Annotated in this window: 14 protein-coding genes and 1 tRNA gene; 13 read left to right on the top strand and 2 right to left on the bottom strand. The window is 54.5% G+C overall.

Translation table 11 applies throughout. The annotated features are described in order from the left end of the window. The 6 genes from A3L14_RS10560 (at position 1) to A3L14_RS10535 (ending at position 5,384) form a co-directional block, all read left to right on the top strand. Positions 1 to 909 carry a 2-dehydropantoate 2-reductase gene (locus tag A3L14_RS10560; RefSeq protein WP_055428509.1) on the top strand — a complete coding sequence of 303 codons (909 nt, stop codon included), beginning with the start codon at positions 1 to 3 and terminating at the stop codon, positions 907 to 909. Positions 910 to 930: 21 nt separating this feature from the next. Next, entirely contained in the window at positions 931 to 1,578 is a 648-nt protein-coding gene (locus A3L14_RS10555) for a TIGR00153 family protein (RefSeq protein ID WP_055428510.1), read from the top strand. Between the two features lie 13 nt (positions 1,579 to 1,591). After that, positions 1,592 to 2,506, top strand: coding sequence for a hydroxyacid dehydrogenase (locus A3L14_RS10550; protein WP_055428589.1), 915 nt, complete (start codon positions 1,592 to 1,594; stop codon positions 2,504 to 2,506). 203 nt (positions 2,507 to 2,709) lie between these two features. Next, positions 2,710 to 4,002: an ATP-binding protein gene (locus A3L14_RS10545; RefSeq protein ID WP_074631532.1), complete on the top strand. Its 1,293-nt coding sequence runs from the start codon at positions 2,710 to 2,712 to the stop codon at positions 4,000 to 4,002. A gap of 15 nt (positions 4,003 to 4,017) precedes the next feature. Next, positions 4,018 to 4,869, top strand: coding sequence for a fumarate hydratase (locus A3L14_RS10540; RefSeq protein ID WP_055428512.1), 852 nt, complete (start codon positions 4,018 to 4,020; stop codon positions 4,867 to 4,869). Then, positions 4,860 to 5,384 carry a FumA C-terminus/TtdB family hydratase beta subunit gene (locus tag A3L14_RS10535; protein ID WP_055428513.1) on the top strand — a complete coding sequence of 175 codons (525 nt, stop codon included), beginning with the start codon at positions 4,860 to 4,862 and terminating at the stop codon, positions 5,382 to 5,384. Before A3L14_RS10540 ends, A3L14_RS10535 begins: the two co-directional genes overlap by 10 nt. Here A3L14_RS10535 and A3L14_RS10530 read toward each other — a convergent pair. Further along, on the bottom strand, positions 5,356 to 6,636 hold the full coding sequence (locus tag A3L14_RS10530; protein WP_055428590.1) for an NAD(P)-dependent malic enzyme: 1,281 nt from the start codon (positions 6,634 to 6,636) through the stop codon (positions 5,356 to 5,358). The two genes, A3L14_RS10535 and A3L14_RS10530, sit on opposite strands and share 29 nt — an antisense overlap. 138 nt (positions 6,637 to 6,774) lie before the next feature. Here A3L14_RS10530 and A3L14_RS10525 point away from each other — a divergent pair. The 6 genes from A3L14_RS10525 (at position 6,775) to A3L14_RS10510 (ending at position 10,207) form a co-directional block, all read left to right on the top strand. Then, a tRNA-Ala gene (locus tag A3L14_RS10525) sits at positions 6,775 to 6,849 on the top strand. A gap of 58 nt (positions 6,850 to 6,907) precedes the next feature. Further along, positions 6,908 to 7,183 carry a hypothetical protein gene (locus A3L14_RS11875; RefSeq protein WP_157628413.1) on the top strand — a complete coding sequence of 92 codons (276 nt, stop codon included), beginning with the start codon at positions 6,908 to 6,910 and terminating at the stop codon, positions 7,181 to 7,183. Beyond that, positions 7,110 to 7,496, top strand: a complete 387-nt coding sequence (locus A3L14_RS10520) for a hypothetical protein (protein ID WP_055428514.1) — start codon at positions 7,110 to 7,112, stop codon at positions 7,494 to 7,496. The genes A3L14_RS11875 and A3L14_RS10520 overlap by 74 nt, the downstream gene beginning before the upstream one ends. A 59-nt stretch (positions 7,497 to 7,555) precedes the next feature. Beyond that, positions 7,556 to 7,711 carry a hypothetical protein gene (locus tag A3L14_RS11870; RefSeq protein WP_162840175.1) on the top strand — a complete coding sequence of 52 codons (156 nt, stop codon included), beginning with the start codon at positions 7,556 to 7,558 and terminating at the stop codon, positions 7,709 to 7,711. Further along, positions 7,708 to 9,030 carry an RNA-guided endonuclease InsQ/TnpB family protein gene (locus A3L14_RS10515; RefSeq protein WP_055428515.1) on the top strand — a complete coding sequence of 441 codons (1,323 nt, stop codon included), beginning with the start codon at positions 7,708 to 7,710 and terminating at the stop codon, positions 9,028 to 9,030. The genes A3L14_RS11870 and A3L14_RS10515 overlap by 4 nt, the downstream gene beginning before the upstream one ends. A gap of 70 nt (positions 9,031 to 9,100) precedes the next feature. Then, the gene (locus A3L14_RS10510; protein ID WP_088886138.1) at positions 9,101 to 10,207 is read left to right on the top strand and encodes a M20 family metallopeptidase; all 1,107 of its coding nucleotides are present in this window, start codon (positions 9,101 to 9,103) and stop codon (positions 10,205 to 10,207) included. A gap of 141 nt (positions 10,208 to 10,348) precedes the next feature. Here the strand turns inward: A3L14_RS10510 and A3L14_RS10505 are convergent, their stop codons facing one another. After that, complete coding sequence (locus A3L14_RS10505; RefSeq protein WP_055428516.1) at positions 10,349 to 12,277, bottom strand: S16 family serine protease; 1,929 nt, start codon at positions 12,275 to 12,277, stop codon at positions 10,349 to 10,351. 112 nt (positions 12,278 to 12,389) lie between these two features. Here A3L14_RS10505 and A3L14_RS10500 point away from each other — a divergent pair, with 112 nt between their 5' ends. Further along, complete coding sequence (locus tag A3L14_RS10500; protein WP_308686510.1) at positions 12,390 to 12,947, top strand: universal stress protein; 558 nt, start codon at positions 12,390 to 12,392, stop codon at positions 12,945 to 12,947. Positions 12,948 to 12,957: the final 10 nt, after the last annotated feature.

Here is a 12,957-nt window from a genome sequence, read left to right as displayed (position 1 = left end):
ATGAAGGTTTACGTACTCGGTGCGGGGAGCATAGGTTCCCTCTTTGGGGCTTTGCTCGGGAGGGCCGGCAACGACGTAACGCTCATCGGGCGGAAGGAGCAGGTGAGGGCCGTAAACGAGAACGGGCTTCACGTCTCGGGCTTCGAGGAGTTCACGGTCTACCCTGAGGCAAGCCTCTACGCGCCTGACGAGCCTCCCCAGCTTCTGATCCTGGCCACAAAGTCATATTCGACGAAAACCGCCCTCGAATGTGCCCGCAACTGCATCGGGCCCGACACATGGATCCTCAGCATCCAGAACGGTCTGGGCAATGAGGAACTGGCTTTGAAGGTCACCCCCAACGTTATGGGTGGGATAACCACGAACGGGGCAATGCTGGTCGAGTGGGGGCACGTGAGGTGGACAGGAAAGGGAATTACCGTAATCGGCAGGTATCCGAGCGGAAACGACCCCTTCGTCGGGAAGGTCGCCGAGGTTTTCAATGCCTCCGGCCTGGAAACCCACGTCACGGAAAACGTGAACGGCTGGAAGTGGGCGAAAGCTATAGTGAATTCTGTCATCAACGGCCTTGGGACGGTTCTTGAAGTCAAAAACGGGGCTTTGAAGGATGACCCCCACCTTGAGGCCATATCTATAGAAATAGCGAGGGAGGGCTGCATCGTCGCCCAGCAGCTCGGCGTCCAGTTTGAGATGCACCCCCTTGAGCTCCTCTGGGACACCATCGAACGCACGCGGGAGAACTACAACTCGACGCTCCAGGACATAAGGAGGGGGAAGAGGACCGAGGTTGACTACATACACGGAAAGATAGTTGAGTACGCCCACTCGATAGGCCTTGAGGCTCCGAGGAACGAACTACTCTGGGCACTCATCAAGGCGAAGGAAAATCTAAATAAACCGGGCGGTTGAACTTAAACCGGGGGGTTGAAGATGCCCATATTCGGTGGTAAGGAGAGCAACGTCTTTGAGGCTATTGAAAACCACCTCGCGGTCGTGGACGAGACCCTTGTGGCGTTCAGGGAGCTCATGAGGGTGTACCTTGAGGGCGACCTTGAGAAGGCAAAGGCCTTTGAGCGGGAGGTTGACCAGCTCGAAAGCAAGGCCGACAGGCTGAGGAGGGACATAGAGACCATGCTGTATGAGGGCGCTTTTCTGCCCGCAAACAGGGGTGACTACGTAAGGCTCAGCGAGCTCATAGACCAGGTGGCGGACGCCGCTGAAAGCGCTGCACACACCCTGATCCTTGCAAGGCCAAAGGTGCCGGCGGAGCTCAAAGACGAAATTATGGAGCTTGTGGACTCATCGATCAGGAGCTATACGGTTCTGGTTGAGGCGGTGAAGGCATTAAACCGCGACGTTGACAGGGCCATAGAGCTGGCAAAGGCTGTTGAGGACTCTGAAGAAGAAGCAGACGATGTGGAGTATGACGTGAAGGGGAAGGTTTTTGAAAGCGAGACCGTCACGACCTATGCCAAGATTATCTGGAACCAGATACTGACAAAGATAGGCGACATAGCAGACCGTGCGGAGGACACTTCCGACCAGGTCATGCTCATGGCAATAAAGAGAAGGGGATGAGGTGATGGATATGGTGAAGGTTCTCGTTGCAGCACCGCTCCACGAAAAGGCTATTGAGGTCTTGAAGAACGCCGGTTTTGAGGTTCTTTACGAGGAGTACCCCGATGAGGGGAGGCTCATCGGGCTCGTCGGGGACGTTGACGCCATCATCGTCAGGAGCAAGCCGAAGGTGACGAGGAAGGTCATCGAGGCCGCTCCAAAGCTCAAGGTCATCGGAAGGGCCGGCGTCGGGCTGGACAACATAGACCTTGAGGCGGCAAAGGAGAGGGGCATTAAGGTCGTCAACAGCCCTGGTGCCTCAAGCAGAAGCGTCGCAGAGCTCGTCCTTGCCCTGATGTTCAACGTCGCCAGGAAGGTGGCCTTCGCCGACAGAAAGATGAGGGAAGGCGTCTGGGCCAAGAAGCAGTGCATGGGGATCGAGCTTGAGGGCAAGACCCTCGGAATAGTCGGCTTCGGCAGGATAGGCTACCAGATAGCCAAGATAGCCAAAGCCCTCGGCATGAACGTCCTCCTCTACGACCCCTACCCGAACGAGGAGAGGGCCAAAGAGGTCGGTGGGAAGTTCGTCGACCTTGAGACCCTCCTGAGGGAGAGCGACGTTGTAACGCTCCACGTCCCGCTCATCGATGCTACCTACCACCTCATCAACGAGGAGAGGCTCAGGCTCATGAAGCCGACCGCGATACTAATCAACGCGGCTAGGGGTGCCGTCGTTGACACCGAGGCCCTCGTAAAGGCCCTCCAGGAGGGATGGATCGCTGGGGCTGGCCTCGACGTCTTCGAGGAGGAGCCCCTCCCGAAGGACCACCCGCTCACGAAGCTCAACAACGTCGTCCTCACCCCGCACATCGGAGCCTCGACCGTCGAGGCACAGATGAGGGCGGGCGTCCAGGTGGCGGAGCAGATAGTTGAGATTCTGAGGGGCTGAACCCTTATTTCCCTTTTAACATCCTCAACCCTTTTTCCTGGTTCTCGAAAGCTTTTACCCATGCCAGTGGAGCTCGGTGGAAAAGTTTACCAGTATAATGGTACATTTTTGGCACAAAATTTGCCGGTATGTTGGTACAATTTTTCTGTAAAATTTACTATCATAATGGCAAACTTTATATGGGGTTCGTACCAGTTTGGTCCATGAACGTTGAGGAACTCAAGAGGATTTTGGCCGACCAGTGGGAGACCATGAGTGAGAAGCTCGAAAGAGAGAACATCGTCGAGCGGGAGCTGAGGGAAAAGATCCTGAAAAACTTCGGCCCAACAGCCCACATAATAACAGGACCAAGACGCTCCGGAAAATCCGTTCTCTCGGCGACTCTCCCGGGTAGACCGCTCTACGTAAACTTTGAGGATCCCACGATGGCGGGTTTCACCATTAGGGATTACAAAAAACTCCTTCAGGCGGGCTACGAGCTTTTTGGAGACTTCGATTACATAGTTCTCGATGAGGTTCAGGAAGTTGAGGGCTGGGAGAGAATGGTCTCCGCTTTAAGGGAGAGCTATCCCACAGTCGTTACCGGAAGCAACGCCCGGCTGCTTTCGAGGGAGTTCTCTACCTATTTGACCGGAAGATATCTGAGCTACACCCTTCTGCCCTTCTCATTCGGGGAGTTTCTGGCCTACAAAGGAGTTGAGCTGGAGGTCGAGACAACAAAGGACGAGGCGCGGATAAAGCGGGCTTTACTTGAATATATCGAGCGCGGAGGCTTTCCGGAGGCGCTACGCTTCGGCCGGGAGTACCTGGTAAACCTCTACAGCGATATCATCACGAGGGACGTTATAGTCCGCTACGGCGTTAGAAACGTCCGCGAGCTTAAGGAGGTAGCTTTCTACCTCTTCTCGAACTTCTCTGGGCGGTTTACATACAGGAAGGTGAAGAACGTCCTTGGAATCGGGAACGTTGAGACGGTGAAGAACTATGTCGAGTATCTTGAATCGGCATACCTTCTCTTTGAGCTCCCCAAGTTCTCTTTCAAGCCAAAAGAAGTTCTCAGGGGCTATAAGAAGGTCTACGCAGTTGACACAGGAATGCTTAACGCCGTCGTGCCGAAGGTGTCCGAGAACATCGGCAGGCTGATGGAGAATGCAGTCTTTCTTGAACTCCTAAGGCTCAAACACTACGGGAGGCCAGAGCTTGAGCTTTACTACTACAGAGATACCAAGGGAGAGGTAGACTTCGTCGCCAGGGAGAACGGGAGTGTTGAGCTGATTCAAGTCACCTACGCCTCGGACGAGGGAGAAATAGCGAAGAGGGAGCTGGAAAACCTATTCAGAGTCATGGAACTCTTCGATGTGAAAACTGGAACGCTCGTGACGTGGGACTACTCGGGGGAAATAAGGCGAGATGAACTGAAGGTGAAGGCCGTCCCGCTCTGGAGGTGGCTTTTAAATTCCCGCATCAATCTTTTTAATCCATCGGTTCAGTCTTAGACAGGTGGATGCCAATTGATTGAGGCCATCGTCGAGGCGATAAGGCTGGCCGTCACCAAGATCCCCGAAGACACCTTCTCCGCCATCAGGAAGGCCTACGCCGAGGAGGAGGACGAGACAGCGCGCTTCAACCTCGGGAATATAATTAAGGCCATAGACCTCGGCTTCGCCGACCGGGTTCCCGTCTGTCAGGACACGGGCACGATTACCTTCTTCGTTGAGGCGGGAGTAGAAAGTCCCTACCTCGGTGGACTCAGGGACCTGCTCATAGAGGCGACGAGGAGGGCAACTGGGGAAATACCCCTCAGGCCAAACGCCGTTGACGTCCTCACCGGAAAGAACTCCGGCGACAACACCGGCAGGAACGTTCCTCTAATCCACTGGGAGCCCGTTCCAGGAGACAGAATAAGGATAGCTGTTCTTCCAAAGGGCGGCGGAAGTGAGAACTGCTCTGCTTTAGCGATGCTGACCCCTGCCGAGGGCTGGGAAGGCCTAAAGCGCTTCGTAGTCGAGCACGTTAAGGCCTGCGGCGGAAAGCCGTGTCCACCGGTCATCCTGGGCATAGGGGTTGGTGGAGGTGCAGATTACGCCCCGCTCCTGGCCAAAAAGGCCCTGCTGAGAAAGGTGGGCGAGAGGAACCCGAATGATAAGATAGCGAAAATCGAGGAGGAACTTCTGACGGCAGTGAACGGCACAGGAATCGGCCCCATGGGGATGGGGGGAAGGACCACCGCTCTGGACGTCAGGATAGAGGTCGCCCACAGGCATCCGGCGAGCTTTCCGGTGGGTCTGGTCGTCCAGTGCTGGGCCAACAGGAGGGCGTTCATCGAGATAAAGCCCGACGGGAGGGTGGACGTGTGGCAGTGAGGCTGAAGACTCCCCTGAGTGGGGATGACATCCTGAACCTCAATGCTGGAGACGTAGTTCACCTCTCCGGGGTAATCTACACCGCCAGGGACTCGGCCCACAGTAGAATTCTCAAACTAGTCGGAAAGGGGGAACTTCCCTTCGACCTCAACGGTGCCGTTATCTATCACTGCGGGCCGGTGGTGAGGAAAACGTCCAATGGTTATGGGATACTCTCCGCCGGACCGACGACGAGCGCAAGGATGAACCGCTATCTGGACAAAATCCTCTCCCTCGGCGTCCGCGGAATAATAGGGAAGGGGGGCATGAACAGGGAGCCGTTCAAAGACCGCGCCGTTTACTTCTCCTTTACAGGGGGAGCCGGCTCACTCGCGGCAAAGAGCGTAAAACGCGTCGTTGACGTCCTCTGGCTGGAGGAGCTGGGGATTCCAGAGGCGGTGTGGGTTCTTGAGGTTGAGGACTTCCCTCTGCTGGTGGCGATAGATGCTAACGGTAGCTCCCTCTACGGTCGTTGAGAGGCGCTATCTCCCGCTCATAGAACTCCCTCCATTTCCTCAACCGTTCTTCTATCTCATCGGGGCTAACACGAACCCTCGCGACCCCTTCCTTCATTGCTTCCTCGGCGACTGCCCTGGCAACCTTCGGGTGGACCTCGGGGTGGAACGGGGAGGGGATTATCTCATCTTCACTGGGCTCTATCACCGAGGCGATAGCCTTTGATGCGGCAATTATCATTCCGTCGGTTATCGTCTTGGCCCTCACGTCCAGGGCCCCCCTGAATATAGCCGGGAAGCCGAGGAGGTTGTTAACTTGATTCGGGTAGTCGCTCCTTCCCGTTGCAACTATTCTTGCCCCGGCTTTCTTCGCCTCCTCTGGGAGTATCTCGGGAGTTGGGTTTGCCAGCGGAAAGACTATCGCGTCGTCGGCCATGAGCCTTATCCATTCCGGCTTTATCACGCCGGGACCGGGCTTCGTGAAGGATATGAGAACGTCGGCACCTTTAACCGCTCCCTCAACGCTTTCGATACCCTCGCCGTTCGTCCTGGAGAGCAGTTCTCCCCGGTGGGGAAAGAGCCGCTCAAGTGGGAGGTCTGGTGTTAAGGCTCTCTGCCTTCCGCCAACAAGCTCGACGACGCGAACGTTTTCCGGCTTAACACCGGCTTCGGTCACTATCCTGAGTGTTGCGAAACCTGCCGCCCCGGCACCGAAGAGTGCAACGCTTACCTCCCCCAGCCTCTTACCGACGACCTTCAGGGCGTTTATCAGCCCCGCCAGAACAACCGAAGCCGTCCCCTGCTGGTCGTCGTGGAAAACAGGGATGTTCAGCTCGTTGCGGAGCCTTTCGAGGACGGGGAAGCACTTTGGCGAGGCTATGTCCTCAAGGTTTATCCCTCCGAATGAGGGGGAAACTGCCTTGACGACCTCGATGAACCTCTCGGGATCCCTCTCGGCCAGAACGAGTGGGAAAGCATCTACTCCACCGAATGCCTTGAAGAGGAGTGCCTTTCCCTCCATGACGGGGAGTGCCGCCGAAGCCCCAACATCGCCGAGGCCCAGCACCCGCGTTCCGTCGCTCACAACTGCGACAGTGTTGCATCTGTTGGTGTACTCGCAGGGGTCTTCTCCGTCTGCTATCGCTCTCGAAACCTCCGCCACGCCGGGGGTGTAAGCTAGGCTGAGGGTCTCCCCGGTGAGGGGAATCTTTGGAATGACCTCTATCTTCCCGTTGCCGGGGAAGTTGTTCCGGTGAAAGTTAAGAGCGTCCATCAGACCACCGGGTTTGATTGGCATGTGAAAGTTAAAAACCCTTCTTTTCCAGTAGAAATTGAACTCAAAAATGTGTATCACTCCCCGCGTTGAGACCAAAACTTTTTAAACCACCCCGCTTCCCATATAACCGGGTGTGGGCCGGTAGCTCAGCCTGGTATGAGCGCCGCCCTCGCAAGGCGGAGGCCGCGGGTTCAAATCCCGCCCGGTCCACTACAATTATACGAAAACGATTTTTACTCGTGGGGCCTATTTTTAACTGGGTGATACAATGCCAACGCCTCTTGATGCCTTTATGGGTGGGGAAGATTTGTTCGAAGAAATAAAGGCTGTTTTGAGTGATGTTTCAAAAAGGCCCCTGCTGGAGGTTCTCTCGTACCTCGTTAGGAGTGAGCAGTACTCAGCAGGTATATACGTTTTGCTTAGGAATACCCTCCCGGACGATTATTTGGAAGATAAGGTTTGGGGAATTTGTGGAGAAAAAGCTTCGCGGAGAGGAGAAGCTCAGGAGGGTTGTCAGGGAGCTGTACCCCGATATCGAGTTTGAGGGTGAGGCCAGGGAATGGAGCAGGATGTTTCTTGATCAGAAGCTTGAGATAGCAACCGTCGGGGAGTATCTTAAAGTCCTGGAGGTCGTCATGGAGCTTGAAGAGCTCGGAGAAAGGGTCTATTCATACCTCTCCGGGAGGCTCACCGGTGAGGGAAAGTTCCTGATGCTGGAGCTCGCCGGGCTGTCGAGGAGCAACTACGTCACTTTGAAGGAAGAGTATGAAAAAGTGAAGGCCATAGAATCTGACTTTTTTCTTTTTCAAGCCTCGCCCTTTAGGGTGGGGTACAGTGTTCGAGAATTTGGCTCTTGAGCAGGAAAGCAAAAGAAAGGCTTAAATACTTGTATGTATTAATACTTACTGGTGAGAGAGTGGGAGTAATAACTGTCTCCGTCGATGATGATGTTGAGAGGAAGTTCAGAAAGCTTGTGGCAGAGAAGTATGGACGGATTAGAGGGGCATTAGGAGTTGCAGTAACTGAAGCAATGAAACTCTGGATTGAAAAAGTCGAACGGGAGAAGAAATGAGGCGAGCAGTAACGGTTAAACTCCAACCCTCTAGGGAGCAGGAGAAAACCCTTTTTGAGTTAGCTTACGCTTCGGCAATAATCTGGAACAAGCTCAACTACCAGCGCTTAAAACAGTTCAAAGAATTCGGCAAAATCGACTTTAACGGAACAGAAAAGGAAGCATACCACGAGTTCAAAAACTGGATTGGTGGCTCAACAGTCCAACAGTTAGCCAGAAAGAACGCAGAAGCTTGGAGGAGCTTCTTTTCCCTCAACAAGAAGAAAAAGAATGGAGAACTGCCAGAATGGTTCAAACCAAAACCGCCCAAATTTATTAGAGAAGAGAACGGCAGAAAAATCTTCGTAATCCCACTCAGGAACGACCAGTACCGGATTAATGGAAATGTTCTCGAACTGCGAAGACTCGGCAAGTTTGGAAAACTCGAAATCCAGTTCAAGGGAAGAATCCACTTGAAGGGAAAGCAGGGGAGGTTAGAAATAATCTATGATGATGTTAAACGCAAGTGGTACGCCCACATCAGCTTCTCCAAAGTTGGGGAGAAGCTGGAGAAGGACAAGTGGGTTAAACTCCCAAGAACACCAAAAGGAAACTTCTCGGCAGGAATTGACTTGGGAGTGAACAATTTGATGGCCGTTTACGTTGAAAATGGAGAGAGCTTTCTAGTCAATGGAAGGCCTCTCAAAAGTATCGCCTTTTACTGGCAGAAGAGAATAGCAGAGTATCAGTCGAAACTCAACAAGTCTGGAGCCAAAACGGGCAGAAAACTCAAAAGAATGCACGAGAAGGCGAAACTTCGGGCGAAACACTACATTAACACGGCAGTAAGAGGGGCTGTTAGAAGGCTTTACGAGCTTGGCGTTTCTAAGATTGTCGTCGGTTATCCCAGGGGTATCGCCAGAAACTCTGAGAAGGGCAGAAAGCAGAATTTCCTTCTCTCCCACGTCTGGCGGTTTAATTACCTCATCAAACGCTTGAAGGAGGTTGCTGAGGAGTATGGTATTAGCGTTGTGGTTGTTGATGAGGCTTTCACTTCTCAAACCTGCCCTCTCTGTGGCCAACGCCATTCTGATGCTCGCTTTGTTAGGGGTTTGTTTAAGTGCCGTGGAGAGGGTGTTGTGATGAATGCGGACTTGGTTGGAGCTTTTAACATTTTGAGGAAGGTGGTCAAAACCATAACCCCGACCCTGCCTGCTCTGGCAGGTAGGGGTAATTGGCCTAAGACCGGGCCAGAGGGGGTTCGAAGAACCCGTTTTAGTGGGTTCCCTGATGAGAACCCCTCAAACCTCCCCGTCATTGGCGAGGGGTTAACTCGTTAGAACCCCTCCAAAGCGGGGAGGAGTCAGATGAGCTTTAGGGACTTTCTCAGGGAGCTGAGGGGGATGGAAGATGGAGATTGAGCTCCTAAAAAGGCTCGTTTCCATCCGCTCCCCCTTCGGTGAGGAGGGGGATATATCGCGCTTTATAGCGTCTTTCCTTGAGGAAAGGGGCTTCAAAGTTGAGACCCTCCCAGTCGATGGCTTCGGCGAGGACGTGATAGCGTACCTCTCCGGACGGAAGACTACGGTCGTTCTGAACGGCCACATGGATACAGTGAACCCATCTCCGGGATGGACGCGCAACCCGTGGGGCGAGCTCGACGGCGACCGCTTTTATGGCCTCGGCAGTGCCGACATGAAGGCTGGCCTCGCCGCTCTGATGAGCGCTTTCATTGAGCTTGCCGAGCTTCCCAAACGCGAGAGGCCGGAGGTAATATTCACCGCCGTCAGTGACGAGGAGGGCTATTCCCGTGGAACCTGGGAGCTCATAAAGAGCGGAAAGCTGGACGCGGCAGACCTTGTGCTCGTTGCCGAACCGACCAATGAGAGGCTTATGCTGGGCGCGAGGGGGAGGTTTGTGATTCGGGTGGAGGCCCTCGGCAGAAAGGCCCACGCCGCCAGACCGCACCTCGGAATCAACGCCATCGAGGAGCTGGGGAGGTTTCTGGGAAGCCTCTGGAGAATCCGGCTCAGGAGGCACAGAAAGCTCGGTTCCGGTTCGTACTGCACGCTCCATATCGAAGGCTCCGCCGACGGTCTCAGCGTTCCCGATGGGGCTACCGCCATAGTTGACCGTCACATTGTACCCGGGGAGGACTGGGAGAGGGTCAAGGCCGAGCTCCTTGGACTCGCAGAGAGGCTGAAGCTCAGGGTGGAGCTGAGGATCGAGAAGTTTGAGAGGCCGACGCCGGACATGCTCCCCTATGTCGTCAGGGAAAACAGCAGGTTCGCAGGAGCGTTCAGGAGAGTTCACGCTGCGCTCTTCGGAAGGGAGCCTGAGGTAACCTACGGGAAGAGCGTGGGCGATTTCAACTACTTTGGAACCTATCTGGGCAAGCCGACCCTTGTCTACGGCCCGATAGGTGGAAACTGGCATTCCTCGGATGAATGGGTGAGCATCGAATCTGTGACGAGGGTGAAAAGGGTTTACGTTGAGTTTCTCAAGGGTTTGGTGTAGCCTCAGGGAGCCGGTTGTCCTCACCTCTCAGGGCAGGGAGTTCTCATCATCGGCAGTGCAAAGTTCGGGTGTTTCCTAAAATCTTTTTGTTGGGGCTCCGTGGAAGGGACCGCTAAATGGGATAAAAATAGAACCGGAGGTTCACAGCTTCTTACCAACCGCGGCACCCACGAGGAAAGCGCCGAGGGCTATCAGGATTATTGCCGTCTCGGGAACTCTTCCACCGCCTTCTCCCGGGATTGGGGTTGTAGTTTCGGTTGCCGATGGCGTGGGGATGACTATCTGGGGTATGTCCGTTGCGGTGGTGTTCGTTTGAATCGTTGTCTGGCTCGGCTTGCTGAGGAACAGGTTCGCAGTTTCCCTGGCGTACTGGTAGAATATCATTGCCGTCTGGAGGTCCTCCATGCTGCCGTTCTCCTCCGCGCTCTGCTCGTAGCTCTCCGCGAACTCATAGTATGCTATAGCCAAGACGGGAGTTATGCCCTGGTTCTGGGCCATCGCTATGGCCACCTTGGCGCTTTCCTTCATTCCCGCCAGCTTGTCTTTGAGAATCGTTTGGTTGTCTATTCCCAGCGTGTCCAGAAAGACCTGTGCCCTGACCCTCGCCTCCATCGCCGTGAAGAGCGCCGCGGAGTACTTGCCGTCCTCGTAGTACTGCTCCGCCTGCTGAATTCCCTGGCTCAGGTCGCCCCCAACGGTACCGTACATCGACTCTATGTAGGTCACTATGAGGTTGGACTCGTCTATGTAGTCCCTGGCAGTTGCCTTCACGACGTCTCTGCTTATCACGTCACCGCTCGCAAACCTCTCGCCGAGGCCCGCCCAGAAAATAGCTGTCTTCGCCCTCTCGTAGGCATAGGCGGCTTCACCTATTGCATCCCAGTAGTCGCCGTTGTAGTAGTACTTCCATGCGCTCTGGAGGAGCGCCTTTGCCTGCTCGACTCTCTCCTCTGCGGCGGCAACCGCCTGGAGCATTGTCGTGCCTCTGATGGTGATGTTCGAGACCCTGCTCTCGGAGGTGTTTATCTGCGAACCCGTCGTTTTTAGAATCCTCTGAACGTCATCTCCAGACTTTACGCCCAAGTACCAGTCCACGTGCCTTATGATGATCCTGGCCTGGAAGTCCTTGCTCAGGGTCGTGTAGTACATCCCTCCTTCGAGGCTCTTCTTGGACTGATTGAGTATGGCGTTTGCCTCGTTCAGCGCCTCCATCAGGGTCGTGTAGGTGGCGTAGTCAACGTCGCTCTTTTTGAGCTTCTCCAGCGTTGACTGGTAGTAGGCGGTGGTGTTGTCGTAGTCCTTCACGGCGTCGTCCTTCAGGAAAGACGTGTCTATCTTGATGTACGCAGGGGCCTCCGGGCGTGGTATCCTGTGCCCCGTGAAGTAGTAAACGGCATCGTAAATATCCTTAATCTCAACGACCGTCAGTCCCCAGCGCTCCTTGGCGTAGTCAACGACGTCAACCTTCTTCGTCTGGGTGTTTATCTCCACTATGCCGCCAATCTCCTTTTTCTGGGTCTCCTGAACGTACTGGATGCGCTGTCCCTGGGGGATTAAAAACAGCTCGGCCCCGACGTCGTGGGCCGCGGAGGCCTTCTCAAGTATCCCGCCCACCGGCCCTATGGTTCCGTCCGGGTTTATCATCCCGGTCATCATGACCTTGGGGTTGACCTTCCACCCCTCAAGGGCCGCGATTATTCCAACTGTCATGGTTCCTCCGGCGGAGGGACCGCCGATTATTGGGGAATCTGCCTTGATCTGAATGAACACGTCGTACTTGCTCATATCCACCCCGAGGACTTTGCCCGCTATCTGTGCGGCCAATCTGGCACTCGCCTGCATATCCACTTCAGCTAGAGGCCACGTCTCGACGTAGACGTGGCCTGTTCCCGGTGCGACTGTGATTACAAAGTCTGTGGCGACACCTATGAGCTGGCCGTCGGCGGTTTTTGAAACCGCGGGCGCCTTGAGAACCACCGTGTGTCCCTCGCTCGGACACTCTGCTGCGGCAAATGATGCGAATGGCAGCAGAAGCATGAGTATCAGCAGCGGTACTAGTGCCTTTTTCATTTTTCTCACCCCGATTTTAGCTCGCAGGGCTTTAATAAAGCGTTTATGGTTCAACCCTCTAAAACGAACCGGCAAAAAGCTTAAATCATCTCCTTATCTTCCCAGTCTGGGGATGACAATGGATGTATTCAGCAGGCTTATCGCCAGGAAGTTCAGGAACATTGCCGGCGGGAGATACGAGGAGATAGCGAAGCGCTACCGCGAGTTCCTTCTCCTACCCGAAGAGTTCGTTTTACCGGAAATACACTCGATTCTCATGCCTGTGGACAGGTTCTCTGGAAACATACCCGAGGAGCTCTACGAAATACTGAGTGCTTACCCCGGTGCATCGGTTACCGTTGTTTACATCTCCGAGAAGAGGACCCTCCTGCTGATAGAGCAGACCCTCGGCAGGGATGAGGCTGAAAAACTCAAAAGGGCCAAGATGGAATTCGCCGAACGGGTTGCCGCTGAGATAGCTTCAAGGCTTGAAATGCACGGGCTTCGTGTCAGGCACAGACAGTTCATAGGCAGCAAAAGCGATGACGTTGTGAAGATGATGGAGGGGGAAGAGTTTGACCTGCTTGTTATTTCGAGGAGCTACGGCTCCGAGGTTACGAAGATATCCCCAATAAGCCCGCTGGTCCTTAAGATAGTCCAGCACGTGGACAAGCCAACGATAGTGTATTAGGGTGGTCTCG

Source organism: Thermococcus thioreducens (assembly GCF_002214545.1).
Taxonomy (GTDB): domain Archaea; phylum Methanobacteriota_B; class Thermococci; order Thermococcales; family Thermococcaceae; genus Thermococcus; species Thermococcus thioreducens.
This window is presented reverse-complemented; position numbering and strand designations above follow the sequence as displayed.

What these genes read in the sequence shown, in the direction of transcription:
- A3L14_RS10510 (WP_088886138.1), top strand. Translation starts at nt 9,101, where the DNA reads ATGGAGATTGAGCTCCTAAAAAGGCTCGTTTCCATCCGCTCCCCCTTC.
- A3L14_RS10530 (WP_055428590.1), bottom strand. Translation starts at nt 6,636, where the DNA reads ATGGACGCTCTTAACTTTCACCGGAACAACTTCCCCGGCAACGGGAAG.
- A3L14_RS10500 (WP_308686510.1), top strand. Translation starts at nt 12,390, where the DNA reads ATGACAATGGATGTATTCAGCAGGCTTATCGCCAGGAAGTTCAGGAAC.
- A3L14_RS10515 (WP_055428515.1), top strand. Translation starts at nt 7,708, where the DNA reads ATGAGGCGAGCAGTAACGGTTAAACTCCAACCCTCTAGGGAGCAGGAG.
- A3L14_RS10545 (WP_074631532.1), top strand. Translation starts at nt 2,710, where the DNA reads ATGAACGTTGAGGAACTCAAGAGGATTTTGGCCGACCAGTGGGAGACC.
- A3L14_RS10555 (WP_055428510.1), top strand. Translation starts at nt 931, where the DNA reads ATGCCCATATTCGGTGGTAAGGAGAGCAACGTCTTTGAGGCTATTGAA.
- A3L14_RS10560 (WP_055428509.1), top strand. Translation starts at nt 1, where the DNA reads ATGAAGGTTTACGTACTCGGTGCGGGGAGCATAGGTTCCCTCTTTGGG.
- A3L14_RS11875 (WP_157628413.1), top strand. Translation starts at nt 6,908, where the DNA reads ATGCCAACGCCTCTTGATGCCTTTATGGGTGGGGAAGATTTGTTCGAA.
- A3L14_RS10505 (WP_055428516.1), bottom strand. Translation starts at nt 12,277, where the DNA reads ATGAAAAAGGCACTAGTACCGCTGCTGATACTCATGCTTCTGCTGCCA.